At 46.0% G+C, this 15,153-nt stretch carries 16 protein-coding genes; 6 read left to right on the plus strand and 10 right to left on the minus strand.

Features of this window, described 5'->3' with window-relative positions; translation table 11 throughout:
* Positions 1-8: 8 nt before the first annotated feature.
* From argB to gatC, 8 genes are all read right to left on the minus strand, one after another.
* Positions 9-911 (minus strand): acetylglutamate kinase, encoded by a 903-nt coding sequence (argB, locus tag C2757_RS08525; protein ID WP_215374383.1) that lies wholly within the window; start codon positions 909-911, stop codon positions 9-11.
* 13 nt (positions 912-924) lie between these two features.
* Entirely contained in the window at positions 925-1,302 is a 378-nt protein-coding gene (gene dksA, locus C2757_RS08530) for an RNA polymerase-binding protein DksA (protein ID WP_050747259.1), read from the minus strand.
* Between the two features lie 222 nt (positions 1,303-1,524).
* Positions 1,525-2,583 (minus strand): GTP-binding protein, encoded by a 1,059-nt coding sequence (locus C2757_RS08535; protein ID WP_215374386.1) that lies wholly within the window; start codon positions 2,581-2,583, stop codon positions 1,525-1,527.
* A gap of 68 nt (positions 2,584-2,651) precedes the next feature.
* Positions 2,652-3,653 carry a tyrosine recombinase XerC gene (locus C2757_RS08540; protein ID WP_215374390.1) on the minus strand — a complete coding sequence of 334 codons (1,002 nt, stop codon included), beginning with the start codon at positions 3,651-3,653 and terminating at the stop codon, positions 2,652-2,654.
* A complete protein-coding gene (locus C2757_RS08545; RefSeq protein WP_215374392.1) occupies positions 3,634-4,308 on the minus strand; it encodes a DUF484 family protein in 675 nt (224 codons plus the stop codon). Before C2757_RS08545 ends, C2757_RS08540 begins: the two co-directional genes overlap by 20 nt.
* A 35-nt stretch (positions 4,309-4,343) precedes the next feature.
* The gene (gene gatB / locus C2757_RS08550) at positions 4,344-5,813 is read right to left on the minus strand and encodes an Asp-tRNA(Asn)/Glu-tRNA(Gln) amidotransferase subunit GatB (protein WP_215377068.1); all 1,470 of its coding nucleotides are present in this window, start codon (positions 5,811-5,813) and stop codon (positions 4,344-4,346) included.
* A complete protein-coding gene (gene gatA / locus C2757_RS08555) occupies positions 5,813-7,330 on the minus strand; it encodes an Asp-tRNA(Asn)/Glu-tRNA(Gln) amidotransferase subunit GatA (protein ID WP_215374395.1) in 1,518 nt (505 codons plus the stop codon). The genes gatB and gatA overlap by 1 nt, the downstream gene beginning before the upstream one ends.
* A complete protein-coding gene (gatC, locus tag C2757_RS08560; RefSeq protein ID WP_215374398.1) occupies positions 7,327-7,620 on the minus strand; it encodes an Asp-tRNA(Asn)/Glu-tRNA(Gln) amidotransferase subunit GatC in 294 nt (97 codons plus the stop codon). Before gatC ends, gatA begins: the two co-directional genes overlap by 4 nt.
* A 61-nt stretch (positions 7,621-7,681) precedes the next feature.
* Between gatC and C2757_RS08565 the strand changes: the two genes are divergently transcribed.
* The 5 genes from C2757_RS08565 to rodA are packed head-to-tail and all read left to right on the plus strand — an operon-like array spanning position 7,682 to position 13,255.
* On the plus strand, positions 7,682-8,725 hold the full coding sequence (locus tag C2757_RS08565; RefSeq protein ID WP_215374401.1) for a rod shape-determining protein: 1,044 nt from the start codon (positions 7,682-7,684) through the stop codon (positions 8,723-8,725).
* Between the two features lie 24 nt (positions 8,726-8,749).
* Complete coding sequence (gene mreC / locus C2757_RS08570) at positions 8,750-9,685, plus strand: rod shape-determining protein MreC (protein WP_215374403.1); 936 nt, start codon at positions 8,750-8,752, stop codon at positions 9,683-9,685.
* On the plus strand, positions 9,682-10,206 hold the full coding sequence (mreD, locus tag C2757_RS08575; RefSeq protein WP_215374406.1) for a rod shape-determining protein MreD: 525 nt from the start codon (positions 9,682-9,684) through the stop codon (positions 10,204-10,206). Before mreC ends, mreD begins: the two co-directional genes overlap by 4 nt.
* Before the next feature lie 8 nt (positions 10,207-10,214).
* Positions 10,215-12,122 carry a penicillin-binding protein 2 gene (mrdA, locus tag C2757_RS08580; protein WP_215374408.1) on the plus strand — a complete coding sequence of 636 codons (1,908 nt, stop codon included), beginning with the start codon at positions 10,215-10,217 and terminating at the stop codon, positions 12,120-12,122.
* The gene (rodA, locus tag C2757_RS08585; protein ID WP_215374410.1) at positions 12,104-13,255 is read left to right on the plus strand and encodes a rod shape-determining protein RodA; all 1,152 of its coding nucleotides are present in this window, start codon (positions 12,104-12,106) and stop codon (positions 13,253-13,255) included. The genes mrdA and rodA overlap by 19 nt, the downstream gene beginning before the upstream one ends.
* A gap of 81 nt (positions 13,256-13,336) precedes the next feature.
* Here rodA and C2757_RS08590 read toward each other — a convergent pair whose 3' ends face one another.
* Positions 13,337-13,621, minus strand: coding sequence for an HU family DNA-binding protein (locus C2757_RS08590; RefSeq protein ID WP_087908896.1), 285 nt, complete (start codon positions 13,619-13,621; stop codon positions 13,337-13,339).
* A gap of 113 nt (positions 13,622-13,734) precedes the next feature.
* On the minus strand, positions 13,735-14,100 hold the full coding sequence (locus tag C2757_RS08595) for a hypothetical protein (RefSeq protein ID WP_215374412.1): 366 nt from the start codon (positions 14,098-14,100) through the stop codon (positions 13,735-13,737).
* 156 nt (positions 14,101-14,256) lie between these two features.
* Here C2757_RS08595 and C2757_RS08600 point away from each other — a divergent pair, with 156 nt between their 5' ends.
* Complete coding sequence (locus C2757_RS08600) at positions 14,257-15,153, plus strand: aspartyl/asparaginyl beta-hydroxylase domain-containing protein (protein ID WP_251366822.1); 897 nt, start codon at positions 14,257-14,259, stop codon at positions 15,151-15,153.

Consider the following 15,153-nt stretch of genomic DNA (forward strand, 5'->3'; position numbering starts at 1 on the left):
TGGTTTGCTTATCTCGAACGAATCATCGTACCGAAAGCTTGCTCGGTCAAAATTTCCAATAGGAGAGAGTGCTCAATCCGTCCATCAATGATGTGTACAGAGTTCACGCCACTTTTTGCTGCATCTAAAGCAGAAGAAATCTTCGGTAGCATGCCACCAGAGATAGTGCCATCTGCAAAGAGTGCATCTATTTCTCTAGCAGTTAAATCCGTAAGCAATTTGCCGTTTTTATCCATCACACCAGGAATATTGGTCATCATTACCAATTTCTCTGCATGCAAGATTTCAGCCATCTTACCGGCAACCAAGTCAGCATTGATGTTGTAAGCCTGACCTTCTTCACTAAAACCAATTGGAGAGATCACAGGAATAAAGGCGTCATCTTGGAGGGCCTTAACGACCGCAGGATTGATGGCTTCAATCTCCCCCACAAAACCCAGATCAATTTTTTGACTAGGATCTGTATCGCTTGGCACCATCATCTTTTTCGCATGAATCAAGCCGCCATCTTTACCAGTCAAGCCAACTGCTTGGCCGCCAAAGTGGTTAATCAACATCACAATATCTTGCTGGACTTCGCCTCCAAGCACCCACTCCACCACTTCCATGGTTTCTTCATCGGTGACGCGCATGCCCTGTATGAAGGTACCTGCTTTGCCAATCTTTTTTAATGCCTCATCAATTTGTGGGCCGCCGCCATGAACCACTACTGGGTTCATACCAACCAACTTCAACAAAATGACATCACGTGCAAAACTTTCCTTCAGACGCTCTTCCACCATCGCATTTCCACCGTACTTAATCACGATGGTTTTGCCGTGATATTGACGAATGTAAGGCAATGCCTCAGCCAATATCTCTGCTTTTAATATGGGAGGAATATCTCCCAAAGTTGGTAAACGTTCAGTCATGTTTAATCAGAATTTATTCGCCAAACAATTTTTGGCGGAGTTCACGACGCTCTTGAGCCTCAAGAGATAAGTTGGCTGTAGGCCTTGCAATTAAACGGTTTAAGCCAATTGGCTCGCCAGTCTCTTCACACCAACCATAGTCGCCAGATTCAATACGAGCCAATGCCTGTTCAACTTTTTTAAGCAGCTTGCGCTCACGATCACGCGTGCGCAATTCCAATGCATGCTCTTCTTCAATAGTTGCACGATCAGCAGGATCTGGAACTAGAATATTTTCACGTAAATGCTCCGTAGTCTCCGAAGCATTCTTCAAAATGTCGTCTTTGAGAGTCAACAGCTTCTGGCGGAAAAAATCTAACTGAGCTGCATTCATGTAGTCCTTGTCGGACATTTTGAGCAATTCCACTTCAGTTAATGGCGCACCTTTTGCAACCTTAGTGCTCGCAACCTTGCTGCTTGCTTTTGCAGCGGTCGCTGGTTTTGTTGCTGTTTTTACCGTCATCTCATTCTTTCCTGGTTTGAAGCATTATTGCCTCATTCTGCCAAACTTTTACGGCCCTTTTATTAATATTCATCAATCTTGACCGTGGCGGCGGATTGTACCCGAATCTTCCTAGGCCAAACATCCCTCAAGCCCAGCCAGTAGGGTGTCTTTAGGCAGATCGATGCCTATGAAGACCATCCGAGTTTGCTTAGGCTCAGCACCCCAAGGGCCTGCCAAATCGCTCCCCATCATCTGATGAACCCCCTGGAAGACCACTTTTCGGTTACTTCCCTTGACATACAGGACGCCCTTATAACGCAACATCTTCTCACCAAAGACCTCCAAAATGCCTCCCAGGAAGTCTTCCAGCTTTTTATGATCAAAGGGTTTATCACTACGAAAAACGAAGGATTGGATGCGATCTGTATGGCCTGCATGGCCGTGATGATCATGACTATGATCGTGCCCACAAGTGCTGTGATCATGATCGTGTGAATGGTCATGCCCGCAATGCTCATGATCGTGGTCATCTTGCTCTAAAAAATGAGGGTCAATATCCAGCTTCGCATTCAGGTTGAAACCTTTGAGATCTAAAACCGCATCTAATGGCACCACTCCTTTAGAGATTCCTGTAATTGGGGCTCTCGGGTTCATGTGCATTAGACGACAACGCAAGGCCTCCACCTCAGCGGGAGTAACGAGATCGGTCTTGGTAATAAAGATTTGATCTGCAAAGCCTACTTGGCGCTGCGCCTCTTCATGCTCATTGAGCTGTTGCTGCCCATGTTTGGCATCCACTAAGGTCACAACAGCATCCAATACGTAATGATCAGCCACATCATCATCCATGAAGAATGTTTGGGCTACTGGGCCTGGGTTAGCCACTCCAGTTGTTTCAATGACAACGCGATCAAACTGAATTTTTTTATCTTTGCGTTGCTCCCAAAGCGTATTTAGCGCTTCAACCAGGTCACCGCGAATGGTGCAACAAATACAGCCATTGCTCATTTGCACAATATTTTCTTGATTGTCTTGAACCAAGATGTCGTTATCAATATTCTCTTCGCCGAATTCATTTTCGATGACCGCAATTTTTTTACCATGTTGCTCAGTCAGAATATGTTTGAGCAAGGTGGTTTTTCCACTGCCCAAGAAGCCCGTCAAAATGGTTACCGGAATTAATGCCATGAATGATCCAATCAAAATCTAGAAACTGATTTACCCAAGGTGGGAAACCTACTATCTTACCGAGTTCCTCAGCCTTTGCCAGCCTTTGCGCGAGGATGCGCTTTATCGTATGCCTGAGCGAGGTGTTGAAAATCTAGTGAGGTATAAATCTGAGTGCTCGCGATACTGGCATGCCCCAGCATCTCTTGAACAGCTCGCAAATCTTGTGATGATTGCAATACATGGCTGGCAAAGCTATGGCGCATCATGTGAGGGTGTACATGAGTGGGCAATCCAGCTCGCATTGCTAGCGTTCGCAAACGCGCTTGCACTGTTCTGGGCGATAAACGCTTACCCGTTGCAGATAAAAAAAGCGCTTGAGATTGCTCAACAAAACTAGCCCCATCACGCATTTGCCGCCACTGAAGGAGTGATTGCATGGCAGGCGCGCCCACCGGAACAGAGCGCCTCTTCCCGCCCTTACCCAAGACCGTCACTTCAGCGGCGTCCCAGTCTAACCAGCCCGCAGATTCATGTTGTCGATCTTTGCTTTGCATCACATCAATCCCCAGGAGCTCAGAAAGACGCAAGCCCGAGGAATAGAGCAAATCAATAATGGCTGCATCTCGAATGGATTCCAAATCTTTTTTTTCTTCTGCCTCTTTAACCGCCTGGTTGACCAAGGAAAGTGCTTGCTCGACTGACAAGGCTTTAGGCAGCGATTTGAGGCGCTTAGGAGCCTTCACATCATCGACTGGATTGGCAATTAAATTACTTGCAACCTTCCCGGCACGGGCATCTCGGCGAGCATCTTTCTCTGTTAACCAGTCATACCATCCCCGCCATGCTGAAAGCGCTCTAGCAATACTTCTGGATGAATTACCTTTGGAATGCAAGCGTCCAGCCCAACGACGCACATGGCCATTGCTGACTTTTAATAAATCAATGGAATCTTCGAGAGCAAAATTTTGTAGATCGCTTAGATCCATACCATACGCCTTCAGCGTATGCGGTGATAGTTGACGCAGTACATGTAACTCATGCAGATATTCCTGCATGAGAGGATGAAGTTCAGTCGCCTTTAATTTCATAAGCCTGGATACGATCCAAAGCTGCTGCGGTAAGTTCGGCAATCTGACGCAAATAGAAAGCGCCCATATCTGCTGTAAAACGGGTTTCGTCTTTACTAGCTAGCAACAGCACTGCCGGCGATTGGTTAACGCCAATACTTTTACCTAAGGGCAAGCCAATGGCAACCATGCTTAGCCACTCAGGATCAATCGTGGTTTGGCTGGCTAGTAAATCCACGCTGGCTGCTGCGAGCTCTTTAGCTGAGCCACAAAGTGGTGTATCTATCCAGGGGCCAAATGCAGAATTTGGCGATAACAATTGTGCAGACTCCACCTCAAACACCTCTGATAATCCCGAAGTAATTGCAGCCTCTACATCAGCCTTATTGTTTGCCTTCATTAGACATAACAACCAAGCTACTAAACTTTGTTGAGTCTTGTCGTTGCGGCTACCAAAGTGCAGCATCTCACTTAAGCGACGATTGAGCTCTTGATTTTGGGTGCGCAAGACAGTCATCTGCCGCTCTTGTAATGAAATCGCACGATCTTCATGGGGATGCTTAATGCGAATCTCATTAAAGAGATCGGCATAACGATCAAAAAAACCTGGGGTTGCTCGCAACCACTCAGCAACTAACTCTTCTTGCTCTGCCTGCTTTGGATCTATTGCGCTCATCTATTTCTTTCTTAGCCTGCTGTTTATTAACCTACTTAACTCAGCTTTTTACGCAAGAGCTCATTTACCTGGCCAGGATTGGCCTTGCCTTGTGATGCCTTCATGATCTGACCCACTAGAGCATTGAATGCCTTCTCTTTACCAGATCGGAACTCTTCTACTGACTTCTGATTAGCTGCCAACACCTGATCAATGATGGCTTCTAGGGCGCCACTATCACTAATCTGCTTCAAGCCTTTGGCATCAATAATTTGATCGACTGAGCTCATCGCTTTACCTGCAATAGCCTCTTCCCATAGGATCGCAAGAATATCTTTAGCAATCTTGTTAGAGATCGTGCCATCCGCAACACGGATGAGTAACGGAGCCAAATGCTCGGCTTTTAATGGGGCATCATTGACGGCAAGGCCCGCACGATTTAATGATGAAGCGAATTCACCAGCGATTAAATTTGCTGCAGCTTTTGCTAATGGCTTACCAACAATTGAGAGAAGCTCTTCAAAGACGGCAGCAGTATCACGATCTTGCGTTAGTAGCTGAGTATCGTAAGCACTCAAACCATATTCCTTTTGCCACTGCTCACGGAGCTGTGCAGGAAGCGCAGGCATCTTGCTACGCACAGTACTAATCCATGACTCATCAATGACTACAGGCAATAAATCTGGATCAGGAAAATAGCGATAGTCATTTGCATCTTCCTTGCTACGCATACTGCGTGTTTCGCCACGGTCAGGATCGTACAGGCGGGTTTCTTGAACAACCGTACCGCCATCCTCAATTAACTCAATTTGACGACGCACTTCATATTGAATCGCCTCTTCCAAAAAACGGAATGAATTTAGATTCTTTATCTCGCAACGGGTACCAAATTCTTTTTGCCCCATCGGACGAACTGAAACGTTGGCATCGCAACGGAAAGAGCCTTCTTGCATATTGCCGTCACAAACGCCAAGCCAAACGACTAGGGTATGTAATGCCTTGGCATAGGCAACTGCTTCGGCAGCACTTCGCATTACAGGCTCAGTCACGATCTCTAAAAGCGGTGTGCCTGCTCGATTTAAATCAATGCCGCTAGAGGCTTCACCATGGGGGCCAATAAAGCCCTCTTCATGAACGGATTTGCCAGCATCTTCCTCCATGTGGGCACGTGTCAGCTGCACAAGCTTCACCTCATCACCAACCAAAATTTCTAGCTGGCCTCCAACGACAACGGGGATTTCCATCTGGCTAATTTGATAACCCTTAGGCAAATCAGGATAGAAATAATTCTTGCGCGCAAAAATGCTGGCAGGTGAAATCTTTGCGCCTACAGCCAAGCCAAAACAGATCGCGTGCTCAACCGCTTGGCGATTGAGAACCGGTAACACGCCTGGTAATGCGAGATCCACTGCACAAGCTTGTGTATTTGGTTCTGCGCCAAAGCGTGTGCTTGCACCACTAAATATTTTTGAATTCGTTTGTAATTGTGCGTGGGTCTCAAGACCAATAACGACTTCCCATTGCATCATGCCACCTCGCTTGCTTGACGTAAATGCCAATCAGTGGCTTGTTGGTATTGATGCGCTACCTGCAATAAACGTGCTTCAGAAAAATAATTGCCAATCAATTGCATACCAATGGGCAAATTGCTGGGATTAAATCCACAAGGCGCACTCATTGCTGGTAAGCCCGCCAAATTTGTTGAAAGGGTATAAATATCCTCCAAATACATTTGTACTGGGTCTTTGGATTTCTCCCCTAGTCGCCAAGCCACATCAGGCGCAACGGGCCCGAGGATGGCATCACACTCCTTAAAGGCTGCCTGAAAATCCGCGGCAATAATGCGACGAATTTTTTGTGCTTGCAAATAGTAAGCATCGTAATATCCATGACACAAGACATAAGTGCCGATCATGATGCGTCGCTTTACTTCAGCACCAAAACCTTCAGTTCGCGACTTCTGATACATATCACCAAGATCTTTGTATTCACTAGCGCGATGTCCGTAGCGAACACCGTCAAAGCGACTTAAATTACTGGATGCTTCTGCAGGAGCCAAAACGTAATACACCGGAATAGATAATTTCGTTTTCGGCAAACTCACTTCGACTAACTTTGCACCTAAACTCTCAAACACTTTGGCGGCCTCATGCACTGACTTAGCAACATCTGTAGCTAAACCCTCTGCAAAGAATTCTTTTGGTAGGCCAATGCGTAAACCCTCTAGTGGTTTGACAGCGTTCGCGTCTTTTTCTTGCCATGCTTGATTGAGGTAACGACCATAGTCTTCACCAGAATCTGCAAGCGATGTGGAATCGCGCGGATCATGAGAAGACATAGCGGAAAGTAACAATGCGCAATCTTCAGCAGTCTTTCCCATGGGACCTGCTTGGTCCAATGAAGATGCGTAGGCAATCATGCCGTAACGCGAGACACGCCCATAAGTTGGTTTAATTCCAGTCAGACCACAAAATGCCGCTGGTTGGCGTATTGAACCGCCCGTATCTGTGCCGGTAGCAATTGGGGCTAATCCCGCTGCAACAGCTGCGGCAGAGCCACCTGATGAACCGCCTGCAACATGAGCGGAGTTCCAGGGGTTGAGGACAGCGCCATAGGCAGAGTTCTCATTGGAAGAGCCCATAGCAAATTCGTCCATATTGGTTTTGCCCAAGCAAACCATGCCGGCACCATTCGGATTGCCCTCATCCGGAATTCCCAAATTGGCAACCACGGTTGCATCAAATGGACTTTGATATCCATCCAAAATTTTCGATGCCGCAGTCGACTTCCAGCCACGTGTCACAAAGACATCTTTGTGGGCGACCGGGATACCTGTTAATTTTCCAGCTTTACCAGAAGAGATTAATTGATCTGCTTTATTGGCTTGCTCTAAACTTAAGTGAGCACTTACATTTAAGTAAGCATTCCACCGCTTTCCAGCCTCAATTCTGTCTAAAAAGTACTGGGTTAACTCGGTACTAGAGACTTCTTTTGCGGCTAAGGCTTTCGCCATGAGAGCAATTGGGGTGTTGTGCCAGCTCATTCAATCACCTTGGGAACTAAGAAGTAGCCATCTTGCTGGGCTGGGGCAGACTGCATATTTTCAGCACGATGATCTGACTCGGTAACCTGATCCGCGCGCAAAGGCTGGGCCAAATCCCGCAAAAAGAGGATCGGATGAGCTAAAGGCTCAAGACCGCTGGTATCGACGGCTTGCATTTCTTCAACCAAAGAAAAAATAGCCTGCAATTGAGGCAAAACCGCTTCAGCTTCTGCTTGGTTTAACTCAAGCCTGGAAAGGTGCGCAATGCGCTGGACATCATCAAGATTCATGGGGCGCTAGAGTATCATTCCTATATATTTTTATTAACAACTTCTATTTTCCCACTACATCATGTTTGGTTTTTTCCGCAGCTACTTTTCCAATGACCTAGCCATCGACCTAGGAACCGCCAACACCTTAATTTACATGCGTGAGCGGGGTATTGTCCTCGATGAACCCTCGGTTGTGGCGATTCGCCAAGAAGGTGGCCCAAATGGCAAAAAAACCATTTTGGCCGTCGGAAAAGAGGCAAAAGCGATGTTAGGTCGGGTTCCAGGAAATATTGAGGCCATCCGCCCAATGAAGGACGGCGTTATTGCCGACTTCACTATTACCGAACAAATGCTCAAGCAATTTATCAAGCTTGTGCATGAAAGCAAATTATTAAAACCAAGCCCACGCATCATTATTTGCGTTCCTTGTGGCTCTACTCAAGTTGAGCGTCGTGCCATTCGTGAATCTGCATTGGGTGCAGGCGCATCACAAGTATTTTTGATTGAAGAGCCAATGGCTGCTGCAATCGGTTCTGGACTGCCAGTTTCTGAAGCAGCTGGTTCGATGGTAGTAGACATCGGTGGCGGCACTACAGAAGTAGGCGTAATGTCATTAGGTGGCATGGTCTACAAAGGCTCTGTGCGTGTTGGTGGCGATAAGTTTGATGAAGCCATTACCAATTACATTCGTCGTAACTACGGTATGTTGATTGGTGAACAAACTGCTGAACAAATTAAGAAAACAATCGGCTCTGCTTTCCCTGGTGCTGAAGTGCGCGAGATGGAAGTTAAAGGTCGCAATCTTTCTGAAGGCATCCCCCGTAGCTTCACTGTCACTAGCAATGAAATTTTGGAAGCGCTCACTGATCCATTGAATCAAATTGTCACCGCAGTCAAAGCGGCTCTCGAGCAGATTCCGCCTGAGTTGGCGTCCGACATTGCTGAGCGCGGCATGATGCTTACTGGTGGCGGCGCCCTTTTGCGCGACCTTGATCGTCTCTTGCTCGAAGAAACTGGCTTGCCAATTCATGTGGCAGAAGATCCATTAACTTGCGTGGCTCGTGGTTGCGGTATTGCACTTGAGCGCATGGATAAGTTAGGCGGAGTGTTCTCGCACGAGTAAGCGACATACACGTCGACTAGGGAATTGCAACATAGCGCTCCACCACTTTTCAGACAGGGCATTCCGGCCTTACTCAAACTGATTGTCTGTCTGTCGATCAGCATCGCTCTGATGCTGATCGATTTTCGTTTCAAAGCACTCGATCCAATTCGCAATAATGTGAATTGGATTTTGCGCCCCCTTGAATATGTCATGATGACGCCACGCAATGCTTATGAAGCAACGTCAGAATATTTTACTACGCGCTCAACGCTTGATCAAGAAAATCAAGTCATGAAAGCGCGGCAAGCAGAGCTCTCTTTACTAGCAAATCAATCTGAATTTCTCATGGTAGAAAACCAGAATTTGCGTGAACTGATGGCGCTCCAAAAACAGGTCGCCTTCAAAACCCTACCAGTAGAAATTCTGTTTAACCCCCCCAATCCAATATCCCAGCGGATTGTGATTAATCGTGGCAGTAATGATGGCTTGAAGCTGGGTAACCCGATTGCCAATGATTCCGGCATTCTTGGGCAAGTTGTCCGCCTCTACGATCGTTCAGCTGAGGTCTCTTTGCTCGAGGATCGTGACTTTGCGGTTCCCGTCCAAGTTGCTCGCAATGGGCTAAGAGCCGCTGTTTTTGGGGCAGGCCGCGGCAATCCACTAGAACTTCGCTACTTACCAGTCGCCAGCGACTTAGAGGTTGGAGACATCTTATTAACCTCCGGTATTGATGGCGTTTATCCGCCAGGATTTGCAGTGGCCATCATCAGCAAAATTGAACGAAACGCCGACAAGAACTCTTCCAATGTCTTTTGCGTTCCGGTGGCTGCAGTCAATCGCTACCGCCAAGCCTTGGCATTTTTATACGATCCACAGTTTGACGCTAAGGCACCGACGCTCAACAATAAGTCAAGCAGTGGCGCTCCACAAACGAATGCACCCGGTCGCCGTCAAACACGCGCAAGGGGAATGCAATGATTGATTTCCAAAGCGGCTATATTCTGCGTCCGGTAAATCCGGTGTTTATTTACTTCAGCCTCTTTTGTGCGCTGCTCTTAAATTTATTGCCTATCGGTAACTATGGCTGGGTTCCTGACTGGTTGATTTTGTGTATCGTGTTTTGGAACATTCACCAACATCGTTATGTCAGTGTGATCACCGCTTTCATACTTGGCTTAATGATGGATGTGCATAACTCGGATCTTCTGGGTCTTCATGCTTTTAGCTATTCCCTTGTGGCATACCTTGCCATCTCCTGGCATAGACGGATTGTTGCGTTAACTGTTTTATCCCAAGCCCTACACCTGCTACCAGTCTTCTTGCTCGTCTCTTTATTTCCAGTATTAGTGCATTGGTTACTCAGCGGAGAGCTTTACTGGTGGGCCCTCACAGGGGCTATACAGGCTTTTATTGAGGCAATGCTTTGGCCAGTGGCAACGCGCATATTGCTTGCGCCTCAGCGTCGCCCGATTGACGTCGATCACAATCGGCCACTCTAAGAAGCTGTATGGTTTCATTTAAAAAACCAGATCTCGACTCATTTCAAGAGCGCATTCATATTGCGACTTTGTTTGTTACCTTTTGCTTCTTGCTACTGGTAACGCGCTTGGTATGGCTCCAACTCATTAGCCACAGCAAATACTCCTTACTTGCAGAAAGCAATCGTATTGCTTTAGTACCTGCCCCAGCAAATCGCGGATTGATTATTGACCGTAACGGTCTTGTGATTGGTAGGAACTACTCTGCTCTTACGCTCGATGTGAATGCCGAAGAGGTGAAAGGCAATGTAGATCAGCTGATTAATGAGCTTTCTGAAATTATTGATATTTCCCCCAGAGATCGCCGAAATTTCAAGCGCTCCCTGGAAGATTCTCGAAATATGGGCACTTTTCCACTGCGTTCAATGCTCAATGAGACCGAAACAGCCCGGTTTATGGCCAATCGCTACCGCTTTCCAGGGGTTGAGATTCGGGCTAGAAGCTTCCGTGAGTACCCCTATAACGAACTAGCCTCGCACCTCATAGGCTATATCGGACGAGTTTCTCAAAAAGATAAAGAGCGTATGCAGGCCGAAATTGAGGGTGCCAAGGCAGACGATCCTGATGCCCTACAAGCCTCCTTTTTGCCTGGCATTCAGTACGTTGGGAAAATTGGCTTAGAGCAAAGTTACGAAAACGTTCTACGTGGTGTGCCTGGGTACGACCAAGTAGAAATTACTGCTGGCGGAAAACCGGTTCGCACACTCTCTAGCGCACCTTCAGTTCCTGGAAAAAATATTGTTCTCTCGGTAGACATCAAGTTGCAATATTTAGTTGAACAGTTGTATGGAAACTTTCGTGGTGCATTCGTAGCAATTGAACCAGCGACCGGAGATGTGCTCGCCTTCGTATCCAAGCCCAACTTTAACCCGAATGATTTTGTTGAAGGAATTGATTCGGTTACCTGGAAAGAGCTCAATGACTCTCCACAAAAGCCGCTCTATAACCGCCCGCTCAAAGGCATCTATCCACCAGGCTCAACGTATAAGCCTTTCATGGCATTAGCTGCCTTGGAAAATAAAAAGCGTACGCCATCACAAACTATTTCAGATCCAGGTTATTTTGATTTTGGCAATCACACTTTCCGTGACGATAAGAAGGGTGGTCACGGTATTGTGGATATGCAAAAGTCTATTGTTGAGTCTTGTGATACTTACTACTACATGCTTGCTCGTGATATGGGTGTGAATATGATTGCTGACTTTATGAAGCCGCTTGGCTTTGGTCAGATCACTGGGATTGATTTGCAGGGTGAAGCAAAAGGAGTTCTTCCTTCCACAGAGTGGAAAAAGAATACTTTCAAAAAACCAGAGCAACAAAAATGGTATGAGGGTGAAACGATTTCTTTAGGCATCGGCCAAGGCTACAACGCTTTCACTATTTTGCAGTTGGCCCATGCGATGGCAAACGTTGCAAACAACGGGATTGTGATGAAGCCACACTTAGTTAAAGCGATTGAAGATCCATTTACCCGTAATCGCGTTTTGACAACACCCAAAGAGAGCTATCGAATCGACCTCAATGCCGAAAATATTGAAGTAATCAAAAAAGCCATGGTCGAAGTGAACAACTCCGGCACATCTGCTGCAGCATTCAAAGGTACCAACTATCAAGTAGGCGGAAAAACAGGTACTGCACAAGTCTTTAGTTTGAATTCGAAAGATTACAAACATGGTGCTACTGCAGAGTTCTTGCGTGACCATGCTTTATATATTGCGTTTGCTCCTGCAGAAAAGCCAACCATTGTGATTGCGATGGTAGTCGAAAATGCAGGCTTTGGTGCGCAGTATGCTGCACCGATTGCACGTCAAGCGCTGGACTATTACATTGAGGGCAAGTGGCCTAAGGAGGTTCCAGAATGGAAAAGAGCCCCTTAATCAAAATTAAATCCGCTTTCTTTAGCATCTTTGCTGGATTAGATCGCCAGCTAGGCCTTATTCTGCTTGGCTTAGCGGCTGTTGGTTTTTTTACATTTCTATCTGCAAGTCAAAACACACCTGTGCAAATTTCTGATGAGCTACGCAATCTTGCTCTCTCATTCTTAGTGATGTGGATCGTCTCTCGTATTCCACCAAAGTGGTTAGAGATGGGGGCTGTTTGGATTTATGGATTCGGCGTTGCCTTGCTCGTTGCAGTTGCAGTATTCGGATTAATCAAAAAAGGTGCACGTCGTTGGTTAAATATTGGCATTGTGATTCAGCCTTCTGAAATCATGAAGATTGCTATGCCTCTGATGCTTGCTTGGTACTTTCAAAAGCGTGAAGGTATTCAGAAGAGTTGGGACTATGGAGTTGCAGCGATCATTCTGGCTATACCCGTTTTTCTGATTGCCCGTCAACCGGACTTGGGTACCGCGCTATTGGTTTTTGCAGCTGGGCTGTACGTCATCATCTTAGCTGGGTTGCCCTGGAAATGGATTTTGCCCTTTGTTGGTATTGGCGTAATTGGCATTCTCTTAATTATTATTTTTGGCGGCACAATTTGTGCACACGATGTTGTCTGGCCATTTGTGCATGACTATCAAAAGCATCGTATCTGTACATTGCTCGATCCAAGTAGCGACCCTCTCGGAAAAGGATTTCACACTATTCAATCGATGATTGCCATTGGCTCAGGTGGATTTTTTGGGAAGGGCTGGTTTCAGGGCACACAAGCCCACCTAGAATTTATTCCTGAAAAACATACGGACTTTATCTTTGCTGTTTTTTCAGAAGAGTTTGGTTTGCTAGGCAACCTCATATTGATTGCACTTTTCTTTGCACTCATTAAAAGAGGCTTAACTATCTCTTCAAGTGCACCTAACTTATTTACACGATTATTAGGCGCATCCGTTACGCTCATTTTCTTCACGTATGCATTCGTGAATATTGGTATGGTTAGTGGCTTACTTCCGGTTGTTGGCGTACCGCTGCCATTTATCAGTTATGGCGGCACTGCATTGGTCACCCTGGGATTTGGGGCTGGTATCTTGATGAGCATTCATCGTCATCGCCGCTTAGTCCAAAGCTAATGGAAATTATCTGAGAGCAATCCATTCTTCAGGCAATAAAAAAGCCCGGTATCCCGGGCTTTTTTATTAACAAAGAAAGAATTACTTCTTACGCTTGTTAACTGAATCTTTAAATGCTTTACCAGCAGAAAACTTAACAGTTTTAGCAGCAGCAATTTTGAGTGGCTCGCCAGTTTTTGGATTGCGGCCCATGCGTGCAGCACGCTTGCCAGATGCAAATGTACCGAAACCGATCAGTTGTACTGAGTCGCCTTTGGTAACAGCTTTGATAATGTTCTCAATTGCAGAATTCAATGCGAATTCAGCTTTGGCTTTAGAGATCTCCGCGTCGTCAGCAATCGCTGCGATTAGTTCGGCTTTGTTCAAGTGAAGCTCCTTATAGATATTGATGTCAGCGCACATTACGCTTACATGATTTTAACCACAAAAAATTATAAAAATAAAGATGCGATACAGCAATTTTTTACTACGACTACAAATTACTCATCCAAAACGATAATGCCAGATACGAAATATTCTGTATCCCCAAAACAGCTCGTTGGCAAACCAATGTGCTGTTGATATTGAAGAGCTACTTTTTTTCCTAGATTAGCATTAATTTTCTCTGCTACAGCGTCTTCAGGCACCGTAAAGTAGAATTTTTCAGACATTGTCCCGGGCATAGAAACCATCGCCAGCTCCCCTTCCCAAGTTTTACAAATAAACCCGCGTTTCGAAAATTTCTGCACATAACCGGCGCGTTCACCGCTGCCATAGCTCCAAGTAAGCATGAACCAGGTGTACAGGGAAATACCCACAACCCCAATTAAAACAAGGCTTAAGAGCCACTTTATGAACCTATTCATACGATCTTCCTAGACTAATATCCACATAAACCCTAATCGGGCACCCGAACCTATCTTTGCTAAGTATATGGGCATCCCTGCTGAAGAAATAGCCCATTGGACAAGCTTAGGCAAATTAAAATGGATGCACTTACTTAATTGGCTAACTCCATGCAAATTCGTCACATCGTCTTTTTTATTTTTATAGTCTCAGCCTTATATGTTTATTTCAGAGGCAAAGTACGCTTTGGAATTGTGCGCTCACTAATGGACTATCAAGTTCTATTAGCCCCAATTAATACGCTTTTATATTTATTTTCCAAAGTAAAGGCGACGGCTTATATTCCAGTAAGTCAATTTCCAGAGATGAAGCCTTTGCAAGATAACTGGGAAACGATTCGCCAAGAAGCTCTTTCATTAAACGCAGACGGGGCCATTGCAGCTGCTACCGGTTATAACGATATTGGCTTTAATTCCTTCTTTAGAACGGGCTGGAAGCGTTTTTATCTCTATTGGTATGGAAAGGACTTGCCTTCAGCCCAATCGAGCTGCCCAAAGACTGTTGCCCTGCTTAAATCGATTCCCTCGATTAAGGCGGCGATGTTTGCCTCTTTGCCGCCTGGAGCAACCCTAGTACGCCATCGCGACCCTTATGCAGGCTCACTGCGCTACCACATTGGCCTAGTCACACCGAATGATCCCAAATGCTTTATCGAGGTCGATGGTGAACGCTATTTTTGGAAAGATGGCGAGCCCGTCATGTTTGATGAGACCTATATTCACTTTGCTGCGAATGAAACCGATCAACAACGCATAGTGCTATTTTGCGATGTTGAGAGACCGGTTTATACAAAAGTAGTGCGCTGGCTCAATCGCTGGTTTGGTCACTACGTGATGAGTGCAGCCGCGTCTCAAAATGTTGAAGGCGAAAAAGTTGGGGCTGTAAATATTCTGTTCAAGTATTTTTATCACCTCAGAGCCCAAGCAAAAAAACTGAAAGCATCACATCGCGGCGTTTATTACATCGGCAAGTGGGTGTTGATCCTAGGGCTCTTGTGGGCAATTTTTTGGTGA

The organism is Polynucleobacter sp. MWH-Svant-W18 (assembly GCF_018687495.1).
Classification (GTDB): Bacteria; Pseudomonadota; Gammaproteobacteria; order Burkholderiales; family Burkholderiaceae; genus Polynucleobacter.